Raw genomic sequence first — 17,515 nt, forward strand, 5'->3', positions numbered from 1 at the left:
ACATAGGCGTTGACCTCCTTAAAAATAGATTTACTCCCACGGAAAAAAGTGAGAGTATGTAATGCCGCCAATCCCACACAAATAAAAAACAGATTTCTTTTTCGGGCGGTGTCGGTCACGGTTGGAGATATTTCTTCAATTTCCGCCTTTACTTTCTCCTTTGCAATCGCAACAGATTTCTGTATTGCCGAAGCGGTGCAATGCTCCATAGCGGCGATTTGGTAAAAATTGAACTCATACTCGTAGTAGAGCAGGAAACGCCGCCTTTGTATCTCTGGAAGGCTCCCAACCGCCTTATAGAGCGTTTCATTCCGTTCTTCCTCAACCATGCGTTCATCAAGGCTCTTAGGCACACGCAACGCCCGTCTGTAAAGGGTTTCGTCCCATACCTCGTTAAACTCCCTGTGCCGCTCGTCCCATTAGAAAAGATTCCTGTTCCTGCGCTCCATCTGCCGAAACTCCATAAAGAACTGTTCCGACACTTCCAACTCGTGGGATTTGCCCTGCCCGTCCTTAAAGCTGATAAAATACCTTGTGCCGCTTTCCGTGGATTCCTCCCGAAGCGTGTATGCCTTAACCCTGTATGCCATCCTGTTGTCCTCCTGCAAAAAATGAGTGAGGGGATTTCCATCCCTCACCCAGTAGCCCGCAGGATGGCAGGCTGTTTTAGAAGCTATAAAATTTTCCGCAGCTTCTTCCGCAGATGGTCTAACCTCGCATAGATGGCACCAGTCGTCAAATGCACAAGCGGGGCAATCTCCTTTGTGGAATACCCCTGCATTTTCAGCAGGACGATTTTCAAGGTACGCCCGTCCACCGTGACTAATACTTGATAGAGATTTTCGCTCTCAATCTCTTCCAGTAACTCCGCAACCGTACCCACTTCCGCCTGCCGCTCCCTGCCTGCCATGTCCTCAAGATATTCCGCAACGTCATTCGTCCATCGGTAAAACCGCCTGTTGGAATTGAAGTCTGCCCTGTCCGCCATGCGTATCTGCTCAATGGTCGCTTCATCAACGCCGCACTCACGCAGCAGCTTTTCCTCCGCTTCTTTCCAGATACGCCATTTCCTGTCCTCCCGTCCGTGGTTGTATGCCATTCTTACTTCCTCCAATCAGAATTGATTGAGAGGGCAGAGAAAAGCCCCCTCATCTTCCCAAAGGAAAAAACAAGGGGGCTGAACGCCTTAAATTTTAATTTTCTATTATCTTTCTTAGTTTTATTAGGATTCTGGCTTTGCGTTTGTTTACAACGCTCTGGGTTATGCCCAACCTCGCCCCGACTTCACGCTCGGAAAGTCCGTCAAAAAAGATTGCCTGTATCAGCTCCTGTTCACTATCCGACAGCAAAGGCAGGGCGGCTTTCAGCCTGTCCACCATGACCGCATTGACAACGGTTTCTGCAATGTCCACCGCTTCATCAGTGATAAAGTCCAGAGGATTCCCCTCGCTGTCCGTAAATCCGTCGAGAGATAGCAGTCTATTCTTTGTATCTAATTTTTGCAGATAACGCCACCGTTCCTTGTCACGGTAGAAGTCTGTGTATTGCTCCCTCACGACTTCAAGCAGACAGCCTTGAATGGGGATAAACAGCTTGTCCATATAGGTCTGGTCGGATTCCCTGCAACGGCAGAACTCCGTGTAGGATAATTCCACATAGCCGCCACTTTCTCTGATATATACCTTTCTTGGTGCATATTTCACCATAAATACCTCCCATCTGAATTTTTGAAATGTAAAAAATCCAGATGGAGAGGCGGAGAACGACACCGCATATCAGAAACAGCCCTACGGCACTTTCCAACAAAAATCGACAAAAGAAAAACCGCAAAGGCTCTGTGACCTTTACGGTTATAGGAAATAGTAATTCTATTGTATGGAGATTGTACTTCTACTTTCAAGGTGAGAAGTACCGTTGCACTGGCAGAAATTTTTTTAACTGGTTTCCTGCCGTTCTCTGATATGCTATGTATTGATAAATTTTGCTTCGTATGAGCAGATAGATAACTGCCCGAAAAAAGGACATAAAAAAATCCCTCCAAATTTAAAAACAAATTCAGAGGGTAATTTAGGGTATAACAAAATAACCCACCCGAATATCGTTTTTTTTATTTGGTGAGTTTGTTCTTTCAAATACGAAACAAAAAGAGCCGATGATTCGTGAATTGTTCCACAATTTCATCGGCTCTGCGTCTTAAGCGTCTGGCTCTTTGATGACAGTTATCTTCAAGTTGTCAACTTTAATCAATCTTTCTTGTCTGCATTTTGGACAATAAAGGGGATAATTCTCCAAAACAGTGTCCTTCCTAATTTTATTACGGGTTTTGCTCCCACAAACAGGACACAATATCCATTCGCATTTCATCATAATTAGTCTCTAATCCTTTCAAATCTCATTTTATATGACTTTTGCAAGCTGTTAAGCTAACTTGTGGAACATATGCCGAACCTTATCTATACGGCTATTCGGGCGGCGGGGTTGGCAAATAAATTTACCAATAGCTGGCTGGTATCCTTTTAACTCTGTCAAGCAGACTCCCTGCCCATTTGTGAAATAAGTTAAATCGTTCCTGTATTCTTGAATACATCTAGCAGGGATTTCTCCTTTCAGAATGACCTCGTCATTCTTTATCTGAGTACTTACAATATCTGCACAATACCTTGGAGCATCATGATACGCCCGTGAGAGATATTCCTGCGGTGCATAAATTTCAAAGTGGAGATATGGCTCTAATAGTTCTGTCCCTGCTTTTTTTAAAGCCTGCTCCAATACGATAGGGGAAAGCAGCCGAAAGTCTGCGGGGGTACTTACAGGACTATAATACAATCCATATTCAAAACAGATTTTACAGTCTGTCACTTTCCATCCATACAGCCCCTGCTCGCAGCCATAAAGAACCCCCTCCATAACCGCATTTTGGAACGATTGATTTAAATATCCAAGTGAAACTCTGCTTTCATACTGCACTCCGCTTCCAATAGGGAGCGGCTCTATGGACAACCCGACAGAAGCCCAGAAAGGATTTGGCGGGACTTCTATGTGGATGGTATATTCTGCTTTTCTAAGCGGTCTTTCCATATATATAACAGTAGGCTCTTTTATTTCTGCCTCCACATGATATTTTTCCTCAAGGATGGCACAAATGACTTCCATCTGCACATTCCCCAAAAAAGAAAGTATAATCTCATGCGTTGTAGTATCCACATAATATTTTAAAAGAGGGTCGCCATCTGAAATTTCTGTAAGTGCCCCAAGCAATATTTCCCGCTGTTCAGATTTCTTTACTGCAATCGTTGTTTGGAGCATAGGGAGAGGATTTTCAATAAATTTTCTCTGCGGCAACAGTATTTCGTTCCCCAAAATACTGTTTAGCTGCAAAACATCATTTGGTAAAATTACAATATCACCAGAGCAGGCTGTATCGGATGAATATAATTCACCGTTTGTCGGAACACACATCTCTGTGATTTTTATTTTCTCTTTTTCAGATATTCTAATAACATCCCTCAAATGCAATGTTCCGCTATATATACGCACATAAACAAAACGCCGCCTTTTCTCTGAATATTCAATCTTAAAAACCTGCCCGCATAGTTCAGATTGACCTTCAGGCGTTGATGAATAAAATTTACTGGCAATTACTTCTATAAGCTGCCGAATCCCCAGATTGTTTTTAGCGCTTCCGTGATAAACGGGAAATAACGTTCCGTTTTGGAATCTCCTGTTTTCTTCCTGTTCCAGTTCTGACATTTTAAACGGTTTCCCTGACATATATTTCTCTAATAGTTCATCGTTTCCCATAATTACCGCATCCCACTGTTCCATATCGTCATTGTCCGTTACATTTATATGGGGATGCTGCCCAACCTTTTGCTTCACTATAATTTCCGAAGAAAGCTTTGCTTTCATTTCCCGATATACCATTGGCAAATCAATCCCCTCTTGGTCAATTTTATTGATGAAAAAAATTGTCGGAATCTTCATTATCTGTAGTGCATGAAACAGTATACGGGTCTGTGCCTGTATGCCATCCTTTGCAGAAACTAATAATACTGCTCCGTCTAATACGGATAAAGAACGGTATACTTCCGCCAAAAAATCCATATGGCCTGGCGTATCTATAATGTTGACTTTTACATCCTCCCACTGAAAAGATGTCACTGCTGTCTGGATAGTGATTCCCCTTTGACGCTCCAAATTCATTGTATCTGTCCTTGTTGTGCCTTCATCTACGCTCCCTAGTTCTGCAATTGCACCACTGGTATACAATAAACTTTCCGTTAATGTTGTCTTTCCTGCGTCAACGTGAGCCAGAATGCCTAAGTTAATTATTTTCATGTGATTTTCCTCCTATCAACACCCAAAAAAGGGCATAAAAATACCCAGTGATAAATACTCCTATCACTGGGTAAATAACTCCAATAGCCCCAAAACACTTATATGTTTTCGGGCATATAAAATTACATGATAAAAGTATTCTTAAACTGGGTACAAAAAACTAAGCCCCATATTAAAAGTGAAACGGGACTGCTACTTTTTGTTCCCACTATCAAATTGACAGTTTATTTAAGAATACCTTGCCGCATATTTATTAACTCCTTGTATAATACTGAATCTAATTATATTCCTTAACCCTTTATTTGTCAAGCTGACAAACTAAAGCAGAAAAAGCGGCAGGATTTCCCCCTGCCACTAATCATCTGTTTATGCAAAAATAATTTCCTTTTCCACAATCTCCCTCGCACAAGCCCTTATGTTATTGAGGCATCCTGTCCATTCTAAGGCGTTTTCTGCCTTTAGCTGTTCCGTTATGCCCTGTGCCTGTTTCATACCCTCTATGAGCCTTTCAAAGCGTTCCTGTGCCTGTCTGTTGATGTCGGCAAGGTAGGCGTTTAGCCTGCCGCTTGTAAGAAGATTGGTGTATGTAACTTTACGGTACTGTTTTAGATAATCTAAATGCCGTTGCCCCCAGATGCCTATTGCCTGTTCTTCTTCGGCGGGTACAGTTAAGCACGGTATCAAATAATCCCCTTGCCTTTCGTATTTGCCGCCCAGTTCCTCAAATAATGATTTTGCCATTGTCTGTTACCTCCACATTCTTTTTTATTTTGAATGTCCGCAAAATCCGTCCTACATCGCAGCAACGCTGGCAAGCTTCCATTCCTGCCGGTCCGCCTCCTACAATGAGGACTTTCTTCTTTAATGCTGTCGGTATGAACGGATATTGCAGTTCTCTTCCTACTGTAGGATTTACCGCACACTGAATTCCCTTGTATGCGGGCGGTTCGATTCTCGCACTGCAGCGGCAGCAGCGCAGGCAAGGTCTTATCTCAGCTTCTCTTCCCTGCTCGCCCTTTGTAAAGCAATCCGTGTCAGCAAGGCCGGCACGACCCATTCCAATGAGGTCTGCTTTTCCATCTTTCAAGATGCTTTCCGCTTCATCCAGCGTTGAAATAGAGCCTGCAATTGCAACCGGGATATTTACTTCTTTTTTTATACGCGCAGCGAATTCCACATTTGTCATATGGGGCAGCATATATGACTGGATCATATAATTTAAGCTTGGTAAGAACGGAATGAATCCCGCCGAAATGTTGATCATGTCCAGATATGGTTCTGCAGCCTTGACAAATGCCAGAACATCCTGAAAATCTTCTTCTACTGGACGGATTTCGTCCGGAACACCGGAACGTCCCGATACTCGCATATCAATGCAGATCTGATCGTGATATTGATCGTAAATCGCCTTTAAAACTTCCAACGGGAACCTCATACGGTTTTCCAGGGAGCCGCCGTATTCATCGGTTCTTGTATTAAAGTACGGAGACAGGAACTGCCCCATTAACCAGCCATGGGCACAGTGGAACGTAACCATATCAAATCCTGCTCTTACAAGTCTTCCTACTGCATCCACATAATTTTGCTTTACATGTTCCATCATAGCCTTATCCATGATTTCAACAGAACATCCCGCATAGCCCGGGTGCATATACGGCGGAACAGGAGACGGGCTGATCCCCTTTTCTCCATCCTTTAGAAGGACCGATTCTGCGCAAGCGCCGGCATGATTCAGTTCGATGCTGATTTTAGCTCCGAAACGATGAACCTCTTCTGCAATTACTGCCAGACCCGGAATGGACTTATCATCGCCGATATTCAACGCATTTACATGGTCGTAAGATCTTTCGTTATCCACATTGGTTTCACCAAATACAACCAGGCCCGCTCCATTTTTAGCCAGATGTGATGTGTAGGAAATGAGCTTTTGTGTAGTCCTCCCATCTGTATCAGCAAGGCAGCACAGCATTGGCGGAACCATAATGTGATTTTTTAATTTCATCCGTCCGATTTTCATTGGTTGATACAATTCGGAATATTTTGTTTTTATGTTCATGAATCAGTTGCTCCTTTCACAATCTCCGTTTAGGGTAAGCATCTCTGCCTAAATGGTATATAACGCCGCTTGCATGGTCAAATGCGAATTACGCATAGATGGCACACTAGTGTAATGTCCGGCTGATCATTTGGCAAATAGCTTGCCGGACACTACACTAACAAAAGAGCGGACACTCGCCAGAGTTGTCCGCTCTTCCTTGGTCACTGTCTTTGTTACACTTCCAGCGACTGAACGTACGCTTGCTGAATAGCAGTCCCCGTAGTTCCCACCTTAGCGCAGTCGCCAATGCGGTATACTTCCGGGGCTGCGTCATATAATTCTGCGTAAGCTGCCGTATTGGATTGCATACCAACGCTGTATACAACAGTATCGGCCTTTATAAGCTTTCTCTCTCCGCCTGTTTCTACAATTACCCCTTCGCCATTTATGGAAATACAGGCGGTCTCTGTCAATATTTTTACATTGTGTTCTTTAACGGCAAGTCTTATTTCTTCGGCATGGAGTCTGTTGGCATCAGCAAAAGCTGTGGATGTCATTTCGATAATAGTTACGTCTTTTCCTTTATCTGCGAGGAATAGTGCAGTTTCTACGCCGACTAGCCCTCCGCCGATTATGACAACCTTCGCGCCCACTTTTTCCATTTTATAATAGGTATCAATCGCACCCATTACCTTACTTCCGTTTATCCCCTTAATCTTGGGAATGATCGGAACAGCGCCGGCTGCCACGAAAAGCACATCTGGCTTAAGGCCAGAAATGTATGCCCTGTCTGCCTGGGTGTTCAGTCTTATATCAACGCCAAGCTTTTGGACCATATATGCCAGATGATTCTTCTGCGCTCTCAGATCGGATTTATGCGCGTCAAAATCCGTAAAGTTGAGCTGCCCACCAAGTTTCGCACGATTGTCTGCCAGTATGACTTCGTGGCCGCGTTTCTTCGCATTGATAGCAGCTTTCATTCCGGCGGGGCCTCCGCCCAATACTACGATGCGTTTGCTTTTAGGTGCAGATGGTACTTCAGCGGGATACCGGTTTTCTCTGCCCGTCCTTGGATTTACAGAACAGGAAAAATGCTTATGGGTATCCATGTGTCCTCTGCAGTGGAGACATCTTGTACAAGGGCTGATTTCATCATCCAAATTTCTGCGGGCCTTGACCGGAAAATACGGATCGGCAATCAGCGCACGGCACATGGCAACTACATCTGCTTTTTCCGCCGCCAGAACCTCTTCCGCCATCTGTGGACTGCTTATGGCGCCTACGGTAACAACCGGAATATCCACAGACTTTTTCATTGCTTCTGCAAGAAATACATTACATCCGTGTTCCTGGAAGATTCCGGGGTGTGCCTTCAGCGTCAGATCAAGCCGAGTATCAATTCCCCCGGAAACATGAACCAGGTCAATTTTATCCTGAATTGATCGTACGAAAGGAATGGTCTCATTTAAAGTCAGCCCTGCAGGATCATATTCCGTCCCGCTGATTCGATATTCAAGAATAAAATCTTTTCCCACGGCCTTGCGCACTGCATCAATAACCATTTTAGGGAATCTGGCTCTGTTTTCTTCGTTTCCACCATATTCATCTGTGCGCCGATTCACCATCGGAGACAGAAATTGCGCCAGAAGCCAGCCATGTCCGCCATGGAGAACAGCAGCCTTAAATCCGCATTTTTTGATGAAAGCGGCAGATTTTGCGAAGTTATCTGCCACTCGTTTCATCATGTCCTCGTCCATCTGAATGACTTGGACTCCATCTCCTCTCATGAAGCTAATGGACGAGATGGGAGAGCTCCCCGACAATTCCGGGTTGGCCATCCAGCCCGCATGGTTCAATTCGAAAGATGGTACTGCTCCGTACGCTTCGATATTAAACGCCAATTCCGCCAGAAACGGCATGTTTGGCTTGATCAGGCATAATCCTGGAAAAGCCGGCGCATGCTCCTGATCCACCGGCGTATCGCCCACAGTCACCTGCGCAGCCCCGCCCTTGGCCTTTTCACGATAGTAGCCTATTAAAGCATCCGTTGGTTTTCCGCCATCAATCACCTGGCTCATCATTGATGGCGACGCAAACAATCTGTTGCGGTATACTACATTTCCTACTTTTAAGGGTTCAAACAGTTTGGGGAATTTTAACTTATAGTCTTTCATGAAATCACCGTTATTCTGTTATTCGCTCAAAGATACCGGCCGCGCCCATTCCGCCTCCGATACACATGGTAACAAGGCCATATTTTTTCTGGTTGTCTTCTAAGTAATCCAGAGCCTTGGCAGTCAGGAACGCTCCAGTGGCGCCCATCGGGTGGCCCAGCGCGATTGCGCCGCCATATGGATTTACTTTTTCGGGATCCAACTTCAGCTTGCGGATGCAGTACAGGGACTGGGAAGCAAAGGCCTCATTGAGTTCAATGACATCCATGTCATCAATCTCCATTCCTGCACGTTCCATTGCTTTTGGTACAGCATACACAGGACCAACACCCATTTCCGCAGCGTCGCATCCGGCCACAGCAAAGCTAACCAGTCTGGCGATCGGCTTGATTCCAAGTGCCTTAGCTTTAGCCCTTTCCATAAGCACTACGAATGCCGCCGCATCTGAAGTCTGAGAGCTGGTTCCTGCAGTTACTGTACCTTCTTCAGGCGGAAGGAAACAAGGTTCCAATCCCGCCAGACTTTCAACGCTTGTATGATCACGAATTCCTTCGTCTTGGGTAATCATCTGCTCGGTGCCTTCAAAATTGATGCCCTTGACAGGAATGATGGAGGGCGCCAGTTTCCCCTCATCACGGGCTTTGCTGGCCCTAACGTGGGATTTCACGGCGAACTGATCCATTTCTTGTCTGGTAATCCCGTAGTGCGACGCTACGTTTTCTGCAGTAACGCCCATAGGCATATAGGCGCCCGGATCGTTTTTCAGCAACCATTCATCACAATCCTCTACCGGATATGGTGCAAAGGTACTGGTCATATCTTCGATCCCGCCTGCTACATACACATCGCCCTGACCTGCCAGAATCGCATTGCTGGCCGTAGCGATCGCCTGCAGGCTGGACGAACAAAATCTGTTGATGGTCTGCGCCGCTACGTTCTGCGGCAGTCCTGCTCTTGCGGCCAAAAGCTTTCCCATATTCATGGAAGTTTTCCCTGTCTGGACTGCACAGCCAACGAGTAGATCTTCGATCCCGGATCTGTTAAGCTGCGGGATCTTATTCAAAACGCCGTCCAGGGTCTGAGCCGCATATTCCAGAGGATGCATCCCCGAAAAACCGCCTTTTCTGGATTTGCATACCGGAGATCTTCCGTATGCAACAATTACTGCTTCTCTCATGTTTTCCTCCAATCTTCAGGTATTACCGTTCAAAGGGTTTCATTCCCAAAATTTGTCTCGCCTCTGCGGAAGTGGCAGGTTTCTTGCCAAATGTCTCTACCGCCTTAACTGCTCTTTCCACCAACATCTTGTTGGTAGCCATGATCTTCTGGCCGTTATCGTCTCTACCGAACACGACGTTGTCCTCCAGGCCAACGCGGATATTTCCTCCCAGCGCCAGTGCTGCATACATGATCGGCAGATGTGCGGCGCCTACACCGAATGCAGACCAGGTTGCGCCTTCCGGAATATGCTTGGTCAGGTACAGCAGATTTTCAACCGTTGCCGGCATACCGCCCAGAATGCCAAGGCAAAACTGATAGTGACGGTCCTGAGGCAGGTGGCCCTTCTTTGTGAAGTATTCCACAATATCCAGCATCCCAGTATCAAAGATTTCATATTCAGGTTTGATCCCGCGTTCCATATATACGTCGCCCAGTTCTTCAAGAAACTTCGGCGTGTTCATGAAAACGCCGCCCGGCATCCAGTTGAAGGAGCCGGCATCATATGAACCCATTTCGATGCCATCCAGCGTTTTCATGTGCTTCATTCTGATGGCGTTTCCTTCCGCATCGCCGCCGGATACTCTGGCGTCCCCGGAGGAGGTACAGTTGATGACAACGTCACAGTCCTCATATGTACGGATCAGGCGGATGGTTTCTCTGAACCGCTGCTCATCCATAGTACCCAGGCCCTGTTCATCACGCATGTGCAAATGAACGATGGCAGCACCCGCCTTCCAGCATTCATAAGCATCTTTGGCAATCTGTTCCGGAGTTTCCGGAATATTGTAGCCTGGAGGCGTTACAGCTCCGGTAAGCGCAGCAGTAACAATTACCTTATTATCTAAATTGCTCATTTTTATCTCCCTTTTCATCTAATTTCTTTCCATTTTCGTCAAGTTTAGTTGATTTTGCCGTCTGCATATTTCTTGTCGTTAATCAAAATTGTCAATCCCGCACCGATAATCGCCATAACGCCAAACAAGATGTAAGCGCCGCTCAGAGAGCCTGTAGTGGAAATGAAGAAGGCAAGCACTGCGAATGCACAGCAGCGGATAAATGTATAGATTGGACAAACCAGGCTGTATACCTTGGCAAAATTCATATGTCCAAATACACTGGAACATAAGGATACCGGCCAATTGGCGTTTCCGCCCAATGCGAATCCGATCATAAAGATGGAAATATATAATGGTATACTTCCGGGAACTACATTGAGGAATGCGGCAATACCGTACCATACCATGTAAATCGCAGTTGCTTTTTTTGTAGTAATCTTCTGATCCAGCACTCCCCATAAGTAACTGCCAACAATGCCGACACCAGCAGCCACGGACAATGCCGCTACAGCTTTTGGCTGTTCCCAGCCGATTTCAGAACTGGTCAGCCGGGTTACCATCTGGCTTACAATTCCTACCGTAATCATCATGGTTATGCCCAGTACGAGAGAAATCAGCCACATTTCCTTATTCAGCAGCAGCTTCTTATAAGTCCATGGAGATACATATGCATTTGCTTCTTTGCGATACTGCTGTATTTCATCCGCACTCATCGGCAAATTGTCAGGGGTCATCCCTGCATCTTCCGGCTTATTCGGAAGCACGAAACAGAATCCAATCAAAGCCGCGATTACAACGCCCAGAATCAATGTGGTATTGCCCATGCCGCCAAATGCAGCAGTCATCATGGACAGAAGCGGAACCATAGCCAGAGTGCACAGATTGTTACCCATGGTTGCCCAGCCTAACGCCAAACCTTTTTTACGGGGGAAATACATTGCCAGATAGGCGCCGCCGCTTACCCATGCGGCTCCGGTCGCAAAGGTGGACATTAAAGTCAAAGCGATGAAGTACTGGGTTGGGCTCTGCGCATGGCCATACCATATATACGAAGCAGCAGCAATCAGAAGGCTTATAATTGTAATCAACTTAGCTCCAAATTTATCAGTAAGGACACTTAATACGAGTACACCGATAACACTGATGAAACCTGCCGGTGTGCTGTATGCCAAAAGCTGTGCGTAGTCCCATCCGTTTTCCCCTGCGATGACAGGGATTACAATATTTAATCCGTCATTGGTCAATGCGGAGCAGAACATCAGCATTAAGCCAACGAAGATGATCAGAAGCCAACCTTTCGCTCCAAAATTACTCTTCGTATAAAATTTCTCGTTTATTTCTTTCATAAATTCGTTCCTTTCTCCAATCATGGATTACTGAATGATTCTCTTCAGCAGATGATTGCTTCGCTCTATAAATTCTGCCATCTCCTGTGCCTGAAGGGATTCCTGTCCCAGTCTGGCCAGATCGTACAGATGGGCTGCAATCAGCTTTTTTTCCTCCTGCCGCTCACAGGAAAACATATAGTCAACTACCATATTGCTCATATTCAGAAGCAGAACGTCCTTTCCCTGTTTAAAGCGGCTGATGTCAATTCCTTTGGTCTCATACAGCTCAAGGGTATCTCTTACCCTGCGTTCCTCTTCGTCGATTATCATGATGGAGGAGACTGTATCGGTCATTAGGCACCCGAGTTTGACTTCAATCTGCTTGTCGCCAAACAGCGGTGCAAAAAGCTCTGACGCAGCCGCGCTGTACTTTTCCATTTCTGCAGCCATCGCCTCTTCTGCCTCTGCATCTTTTAAGGCTTTATAGCAATCGGAGTCGATGCGGTTAAAATGCAGGTCTGCATGCAGGCTTTCCTGCTTTCTGATGTATGGCGTATCCACTACATGGGTCATATACAGTGCATTCATTCCCGCATTCTGAAACATCTTGATGTAATGAGCCTGCTGGATGTCATCGGAAATATAATACACCGTATTTTCGTGACTTTCACTGATTTCTTCCAGATGCTCTGCCATTGTCACATATTTGCCTATCAAATCCTTAAAAAGTATGAATTTGCTGATATAGCTGCTGAACAGCTTGTCTTTGAGACAGCTGAACTTGATAAACGGATTGAGGTCCTCCCAGATGCTTTCATAGAACGCACGCTCACACTCGAACGTGCCATAGAACTTGTATGCGACCTGCTCGGTGATGTATCTCTGAATCTTTTCGACATTCTCACCTTCCTGAAGCGCAGAGCGGGAAACCATCAGCGGCGCATTCTCACAGTCTATGATCCCGTTCTGGAAAAACAGATAACTGGGAATTAAGCTCTTGGCCTGATCGGTGATATAAACCTGCTTGCAGTAGAGCTTCATGGCGCCATCGATGGACTGTTCCATCTGTTCCTTTGTACGAATATAAATAATTCCTTTTACGCCCAGCTCTTCATTATAGAGGTGAATCCAAAGCTTCGGTTCTTTTTCGATTCCAAAGGCCTTTTTGTAGAATTCCACATAGTCTTTCTTCGTGCAGTTTTCCGGGTTTCTTGTCCAGAGCGGGCTGCAGTCATTTACAACGTTGGCAGCTGCCATTTCCTCCTGCGTATTGCCAACAACCTGCACTTCAATCGGTATGGAAAAAAAGGCAAAATATTTTTTGATCACTTCCTCCAAGTATTCCCGGTTCATGTATTGGGAAGTTTCATTCAGGTGCAGGATTACATCTGTACCGACTTTCGTGCGGGTTCCTTCCTCCATTGTAAACTTCATGTCGGAGGTGCAGTCCCAGTAAACGGCTTTCGCATTTTTTTTATAAGATAGCGAAGAAATACTTATATGGTCAGCAGCCATGAATGCAGAGTAAAATCCCAGTCCGAAATGACCGATCATTTGTTTACTATTGCCCTGCTTATATCTGTTCAGGAAATCGGTTGCTCCGGAAAACGCGATCTGGTTGATATACCGATCGATTTCCTCCATATCCATTCCCAGCCCGTTATCCGAGAAAATCAGCCGGGCGCTTTTCTGATCGATGGTAATTTGGATTTTAGCCTCTTTAAAAGCCGCGGCCTTTTCCAAATTGACCAGTTTTTTTCTCTTGCTGATAGCATCCGCACCATTTGAAATCAGTTCGCGAACGAAAATATCCGCTTCTGTGTACAGCCACTTTTTTATAATCGGAAATATGTTCTCACTGTTTACAGATAAACACCCATTCTTGCGTTCCATGTCACTGCTCCTGTTATCAATATGGCGGGCAAGTACATCTCGCCCGCCATCACTAGAATCATTTTATTTCAGGCATTTCCTTTACTTCAAAACACCCTTTTCTCTTGCAGCTTCTGCATACATATCTCTGGAATCGATATCGGAGTGCAGCATTGAAGTGTTGCAGAAGTCGCCGAACATTTCAGTACCGAACGTCATATCCAGATCGTCCACGATTCTCTGCTTCCAAGGTCTTCTGGCTACCTGAGCAGTTAATCTTCTGATGGTTCTGTGCTGCGCCATAATCACGTCAGCAATTTCGTAAGCTCTGTCGATCAGTTTGTCCTTAGGGACAACTTCGCTTACTAAACCGTACTTTAAGCAGGTTTCAGCGTCCATCATTTCGTTCATGAACATGGCATAAACAGCTCTTCTGGTTCCCATCAGTTCGAAGAAGCAGCTGTGGATACCATCGCCGGGAACGATACCGTTACAATAGTGAGGGTCAGAGATTACAGCATCGTCTGCCATAATGCAGATATCACACATCAGCGCCAGTTCGGAATGGCCGCCTCTGCCAATCAATGCACCAATGGTAGGAACCTCTACGTCCTGAATCATGGCAATAAGCATTCTTCTGCCGTCGATGAACATGTGATCGTATCTCGTGCCGGCAGGGTCAGTCTTTTCAGGAGCCCAGCTTTCATCCTCGAACACGCTGATCCAGTTGTCGCCGGTACCGGTGAAGATGATACATTCCGTTTCTCTGTCAGTACCCAGTAATCTCCACATCTTACCGATGGCGTCGTGCAGTTCCATACTCCACAGCTGAGATTCGCCCTTGGTGTGCATCCTTACCAGAACTACGCCGTCCTCTCTTCTTTCCATGATAAAGTGTTCCTTGAACATTTCCTTCAGTTCATCAAATGTAGGCCAGCCTACGAATTGTGTGTTTGTAGCCATTTTATTATCCTCCTTAACAGCTTAAATAATTTTACAGGCATTCCGCCTTACCGTGAATTAAGCATAGCAACGATGCCATGCATTGTCGAATGCAAAATCTGCATAAAAACGGTTGTCCCAGCTTTCGATTTGGACAGCCGGCTGCAATACATGCAATTTTAAAAATAGCCTAAGCTTCTTTGATAAAGAAGTTCATGGCCAGCGTAATAATACCCAGTACGATCACCATAATAAATGTAGTATTGTAGCTGCCTCCCGCCATATCCAGCAGCCTGGCCGACAGCAATGGACCTGCAATGGATGCAGGGATCAGGCAAAGATTACAGATCGCAAAATTTGAGGCATAATGCCTTTCCCCGTATAATGTGCGAATGAGGGATGCAGAAATCGTAATGCCACCGCCATAACAGATCCCCATAATGAGCATCCCCGCCAGAGCTACTGCTCCGGCAGCAATGCGGTCCCCGGAAAAAAGCAGTACTCCTGCCAGTATCATCAGCATATTGTTAAGATACATTGTGAATTTCCATCCGCTCTTATCCATAATGCTGCCGATCAGCAGTCTTCCGCAGCCATTGAACACAGAAATAACCAGTCCGAGCACAGCCGCGTATCCGAAATATACTGCGATGGACGATGCGGAATTGATGATCAGCATTCCTCCGGCTGAAACGCAGATATTCCAAAAGAAATACATCCAGAATGTTTTTCTGCGCAGCATTTCCTTCGTAGAATATTCCTTGTTGATCGGATCCCATGCCGCCCCGGCAGCTGCCGTTTTCATTTCTGAAGGTTTATGGATAAAGGGTATTGCGAGAACCATGATCAAGATCATCAATATGGCAAAGATGCGGAAGGTCATGGCAACTCCCACATGCCCGATCAGGATGTCTGCCACATTGCCCAGAAGCAGGGCGCCGAAACCCATTCCCATCAGAAGCATACCGGATACCAGACCCACATTCTTCGCCCATGGCTGAATATTGGACAGCACCGTATTATATGCGATTCCGATGCCTGTCCCAGTACAAACTCCGTAACAAATATACATTTGGTACAATGCCGTCCTACCCTCTTCGGGAAGCAGCGACATCCCCAAAAAACCAAGTCCTACCAGTACAGCTGCCAGCGCCATTTCCATGCGGGAAGTAACTTTCTTAGATAAAGTTCCGGCAAGCAGTCCGCCCAAACAGAAAGAGATCATCATAATGGTAAAGTTCAGCGTGATCTGTGTCTGTGACCATTCTATATAGACACCTTGAAGAGCCACCTTAAAATAAGTCCACGCATACATGGCACCGAGGAAAAACATGGTGACGGTTCCCGCTCCGATACACATGTAACCATTGTTAAACAAGGATTTTCTATCTTTCATCACCGCTTCCTCTATTCTGTTCTTACTTTCAGGTTTTCTGAAATGATCAATGCAGGCTCAGTCACTTTCTGAATATCTTCAACGGTATACCCTTCTGCAATTTCTTCCAGGATCATTCCCTGCTCAGAAACGCGGATCACGCTAAGCTCCGTTACGATCAGATCCACCTTTTTCACAGCAGTGGCCGGAAGCGTAAGCCTTTTGATAATTTTAGCGCTTCCGTCCTTCTGCGTGTGCGTCGTAGCAACGATTACTTTTTTGGAGCCCATAACCAAATCCATGGCGCCGCCCATGCCGGGAACCCGCTTGCCTGGGATCTTGTGGCTGGCAAAGGATCCGTCTTCTGCCACTTCAAGCACGCCAAGCACTGTAACGTCCACATGACCGCCGCGGATAATTCCAAAGGATGTGGCACTGTCAAAGAAGCAGCCATATGGATTCACATCTACACACTTACAGCCTGAGTTAATCACATTGGCGTCCATGCTTTCTTCTGGCACCATGCCGCCCATGCCCAGAATACCATTTTCAGACTGGAAACAAACCGTATATTCAGGAGCAATATAGTTGGCAACCAGTTCAGGCATACCAATACCCAGATTTACAACATCGCCGTCATTGATTTCCTGTGCAACTCGTCTTGCGATACTATCTTTTAAACTCAACAGGCTCACCTCCCACAATATAGTCAACAAAGATCCCTGGTGTAACAATATTTTCTTTCTCCAGTTCTCCGATTTTCACAACTTTTTCTGCCGCTGCCACAACCAAATCTGCAGCAGTCGCCATAACAGGGTTAAAGTTTCTGGTGGTACCTTTATATGTAGTGTTGCCGAATTCGTCCACAACAGAGCCGCGGATCACCGCCATATCAGCATGGATTGGCTTTTCAACTAGATACGTTTCACCATCGATCACGATGGTTTCTTTGCCTTCCGCAACTTCTGTACCAAGACCGGTTTTGGTAAGAACGCCGCCCAGTCCGGCACCGGCAGCTCTGATGGATTCAGCTAAAGTTCCCTGCGGCACAAGCTGTACCTCCAATTCACCTGAATTGTATTTTTCTCCAGTCTGGGGATTCATTCCGATGTGTGATGCAATCAGCTTCTTTATCTGATTATTGGCAATTAAAAGCGAGATTCCTTCGCCAGGATGTGTGGAATCGTTGGAAATGATGGTCAGGTTTTTCACCCCTGATTCCAGAATTCCCTGAATCAGAACATCCGGAACGCCGCATCCGGCAAAACCTCCGACCATAATACGCATATCATCCTTAAGAAAAGATTTGAAGGTCTCTATGTCTATTATTTTCTTTTTCATACGCATTGCTCCTGTCCTCTTATATTTTTATATTTTAAGATTAACAAAGC

Annotated in this window: 15 protein-coding genes and 1 pseudogene; all 16 read right to left on the reverse strand. The window is 45.7% G+C overall.

Going from position 1 to position 17,515, the window contains the following annotated elements; all coding sequences use genetic code 11:
* Window positions 1-115: 115 nt before the first annotated feature.
* The 16 genes and pseudogenes from NIA71_RS13260 to NIA71_RS13335 all read right to left on the reverse strand — a co-directional run bounded on the left by NIA71_RS13260 (window position 116) and on the right by NIA71_RS13335 (window position 17,465).
* Window positions 116-590: pseudogene (locus NIA71_RS13260) on the reverse strand (RNA polymerase sigma factor).
* An 83-nt stretch (window positions 591-673) separates the two neighbouring features.
* Window positions 674-1,099, reverse strand: a complete 426-nt coding sequence (locus tag NIA71_RS13265; RefSeq protein ID WP_000323895.1) for a sigma-70 family RNA polymerase sigma factor — start codon at window positions 1,097-1,099, stop codon at window positions 674-676.
* A 94-nt stretch (window positions 1,100-1,193) separates the two neighbouring features.
* Window positions 1,194-1,706, reverse strand: coding sequence for a sigma-70 family RNA polymerase sigma factor (locus NIA71_RS13270; RefSeq protein WP_000241709.1), 513 nt, complete (start codon window positions 1,704-1,706; stop codon window positions 1,194-1,196).
* Window positions 1,707-2,193: 487 nt separating this feature from the next.
* Window positions 2,194-2,367, reverse strand: coding sequence for a cysteine-rich KTR domain-containing protein (locus NIA71_RS13275; RefSeq protein WP_002779755.1), 174 nt, complete (start codon window positions 2,365-2,367; stop codon window positions 2,194-2,196).
* A gap of 51 nt (window positions 2,368-2,418) precedes the next feature.
* Window positions 2,419-4,338 (reverse strand): tetracycline resistance ribosomal protection protein Tet(O), encoded by a 1,920-nt coding sequence (gene tet(O) / locus NIA71_RS13280; RefSeq protein WP_000691758.1) that lies wholly within the window; start codon window positions 4,336-4,338, stop codon window positions 2,419-2,421.
* A 366-nt stretch (window positions 4,339-4,704) separates the two neighbouring features.
* Window positions 4,705-5,079 (reverse strand): TnpV protein, encoded by a 375-nt coding sequence (locus tag NIA71_RS13285; RefSeq protein WP_001129922.1) that lies wholly within the window; start codon window positions 5,077-5,079, stop codon window positions 4,705-4,707.
* On the reverse strand, window positions 5,060-6,394 hold the full coding sequence (locus tag NIA71_RS13290; RefSeq protein ID WP_253020635.1) for a hypothetical protein: 1,335 nt from the start codon (window positions 6,392-6,394) through the stop codon (window positions 5,060-5,062). Before NIA71_RS13290 ends, NIA71_RS13285 begins: the two co-directional genes overlap by 20 nt.
* Window positions 6,395-6,609: 215 nt before the next feature.
* Window positions 6,610-8,550 (reverse strand): FAD-dependent oxidoreductase, encoded by a 1,941-nt coding sequence (locus NIA71_RS13295; RefSeq protein ID WP_253020636.1) that lies wholly within the window; start codon window positions 8,548-8,550, stop codon window positions 6,610-6,612.
* Window positions 8,551-8,560: 10 nt separating this feature from the next.
* Window positions 8,561-9,727 carry a thiolase family protein gene (locus NIA71_RS13300; RefSeq protein WP_253020637.1) on the reverse strand — a complete coding sequence of 389 codons (1,167 nt, stop codon included), beginning with the start codon at window positions 9,725-9,727 and terminating at the stop codon, window positions 8,561-8,563.
* A gap of 22 nt (window positions 9,728-9,749) precedes the next feature.
* Window positions 9,750-10,625, reverse strand: coding sequence for a 3-keto-5-aminohexanoate cleavage protein (locus NIA71_RS13305; protein ID WP_253020638.1), 876 nt, complete (start codon window positions 10,623-10,625; stop codon window positions 9,750-9,752).
* Window positions 10,626-10,669: 44 nt separating this feature from the next.
* On the reverse strand, window positions 10,670-11,953 hold the full coding sequence (locus tag NIA71_RS13310; protein ID WP_253020639.1) for an MFS transporter: 1,284 nt from the start codon (window positions 11,951-11,953) through the stop codon (window positions 10,670-10,672).
* Window positions 11,954-11,980: 27 nt separating this feature from the next.
* A complete protein-coding gene (gene htpG / locus NIA71_RS13315) occupies window positions 11,981-13,828 on the reverse strand; it encodes a molecular chaperone HtpG (RefSeq protein ID WP_253020640.1) in 1,848 nt (615 codons plus the stop codon).
* Between the two features lie 81 nt (window positions 13,829-13,909).
* Window positions 13,910-14,770: an enoyl-CoA hydratase/isomerase family protein gene (locus NIA71_RS13320; RefSeq protein WP_253020641.1), complete on the reverse strand. Its 861-nt coding sequence runs from the start codon at window positions 14,768-14,770 to the stop codon at window positions 13,910-13,912.
* 169 nt (window positions 14,771-14,939) lie between these two features.
* On the reverse strand, window positions 14,940-16,145 hold the full coding sequence (locus NIA71_RS13325; protein WP_253020642.1) for an MFS transporter: 1,206 nt from the start codon (window positions 16,143-16,145) through the stop codon (window positions 14,940-14,942).
* An 11-nt stretch (window positions 16,146-16,156) separates the two neighbouring features.
* Window positions 16,157-16,819 (reverse strand): 3-oxoacid CoA-transferase subunit B, encoded by a 663-nt coding sequence (locus tag NIA71_RS13330; RefSeq protein ID WP_269478385.1) that lies wholly within the window; start codon window positions 16,817-16,819, stop codon window positions 16,157-16,159.
* Complete coding sequence (locus NIA71_RS13335) at window positions 16,794-17,465, reverse strand: CoA transferase subunit A (RefSeq protein WP_253020643.1); 672 nt, start codon at window positions 17,463-17,465, stop codon at window positions 16,794-16,796. Before NIA71_RS13335 ends, NIA71_RS13330 begins: the two co-directional genes overlap by 26 nt.
* Window positions 17,466-17,515: the final 50 nt, after the last annotated feature.

The organism is Ihubacter massiliensis (assembly GCF_024125305.1).
GTDB classification, from domain to species: domain Bacteria; phylum Bacillota; class Clostridia; order Peptostreptococcales; family Anaerovoracaceae; genus Hominibacterium; species Hominibacterium faecale.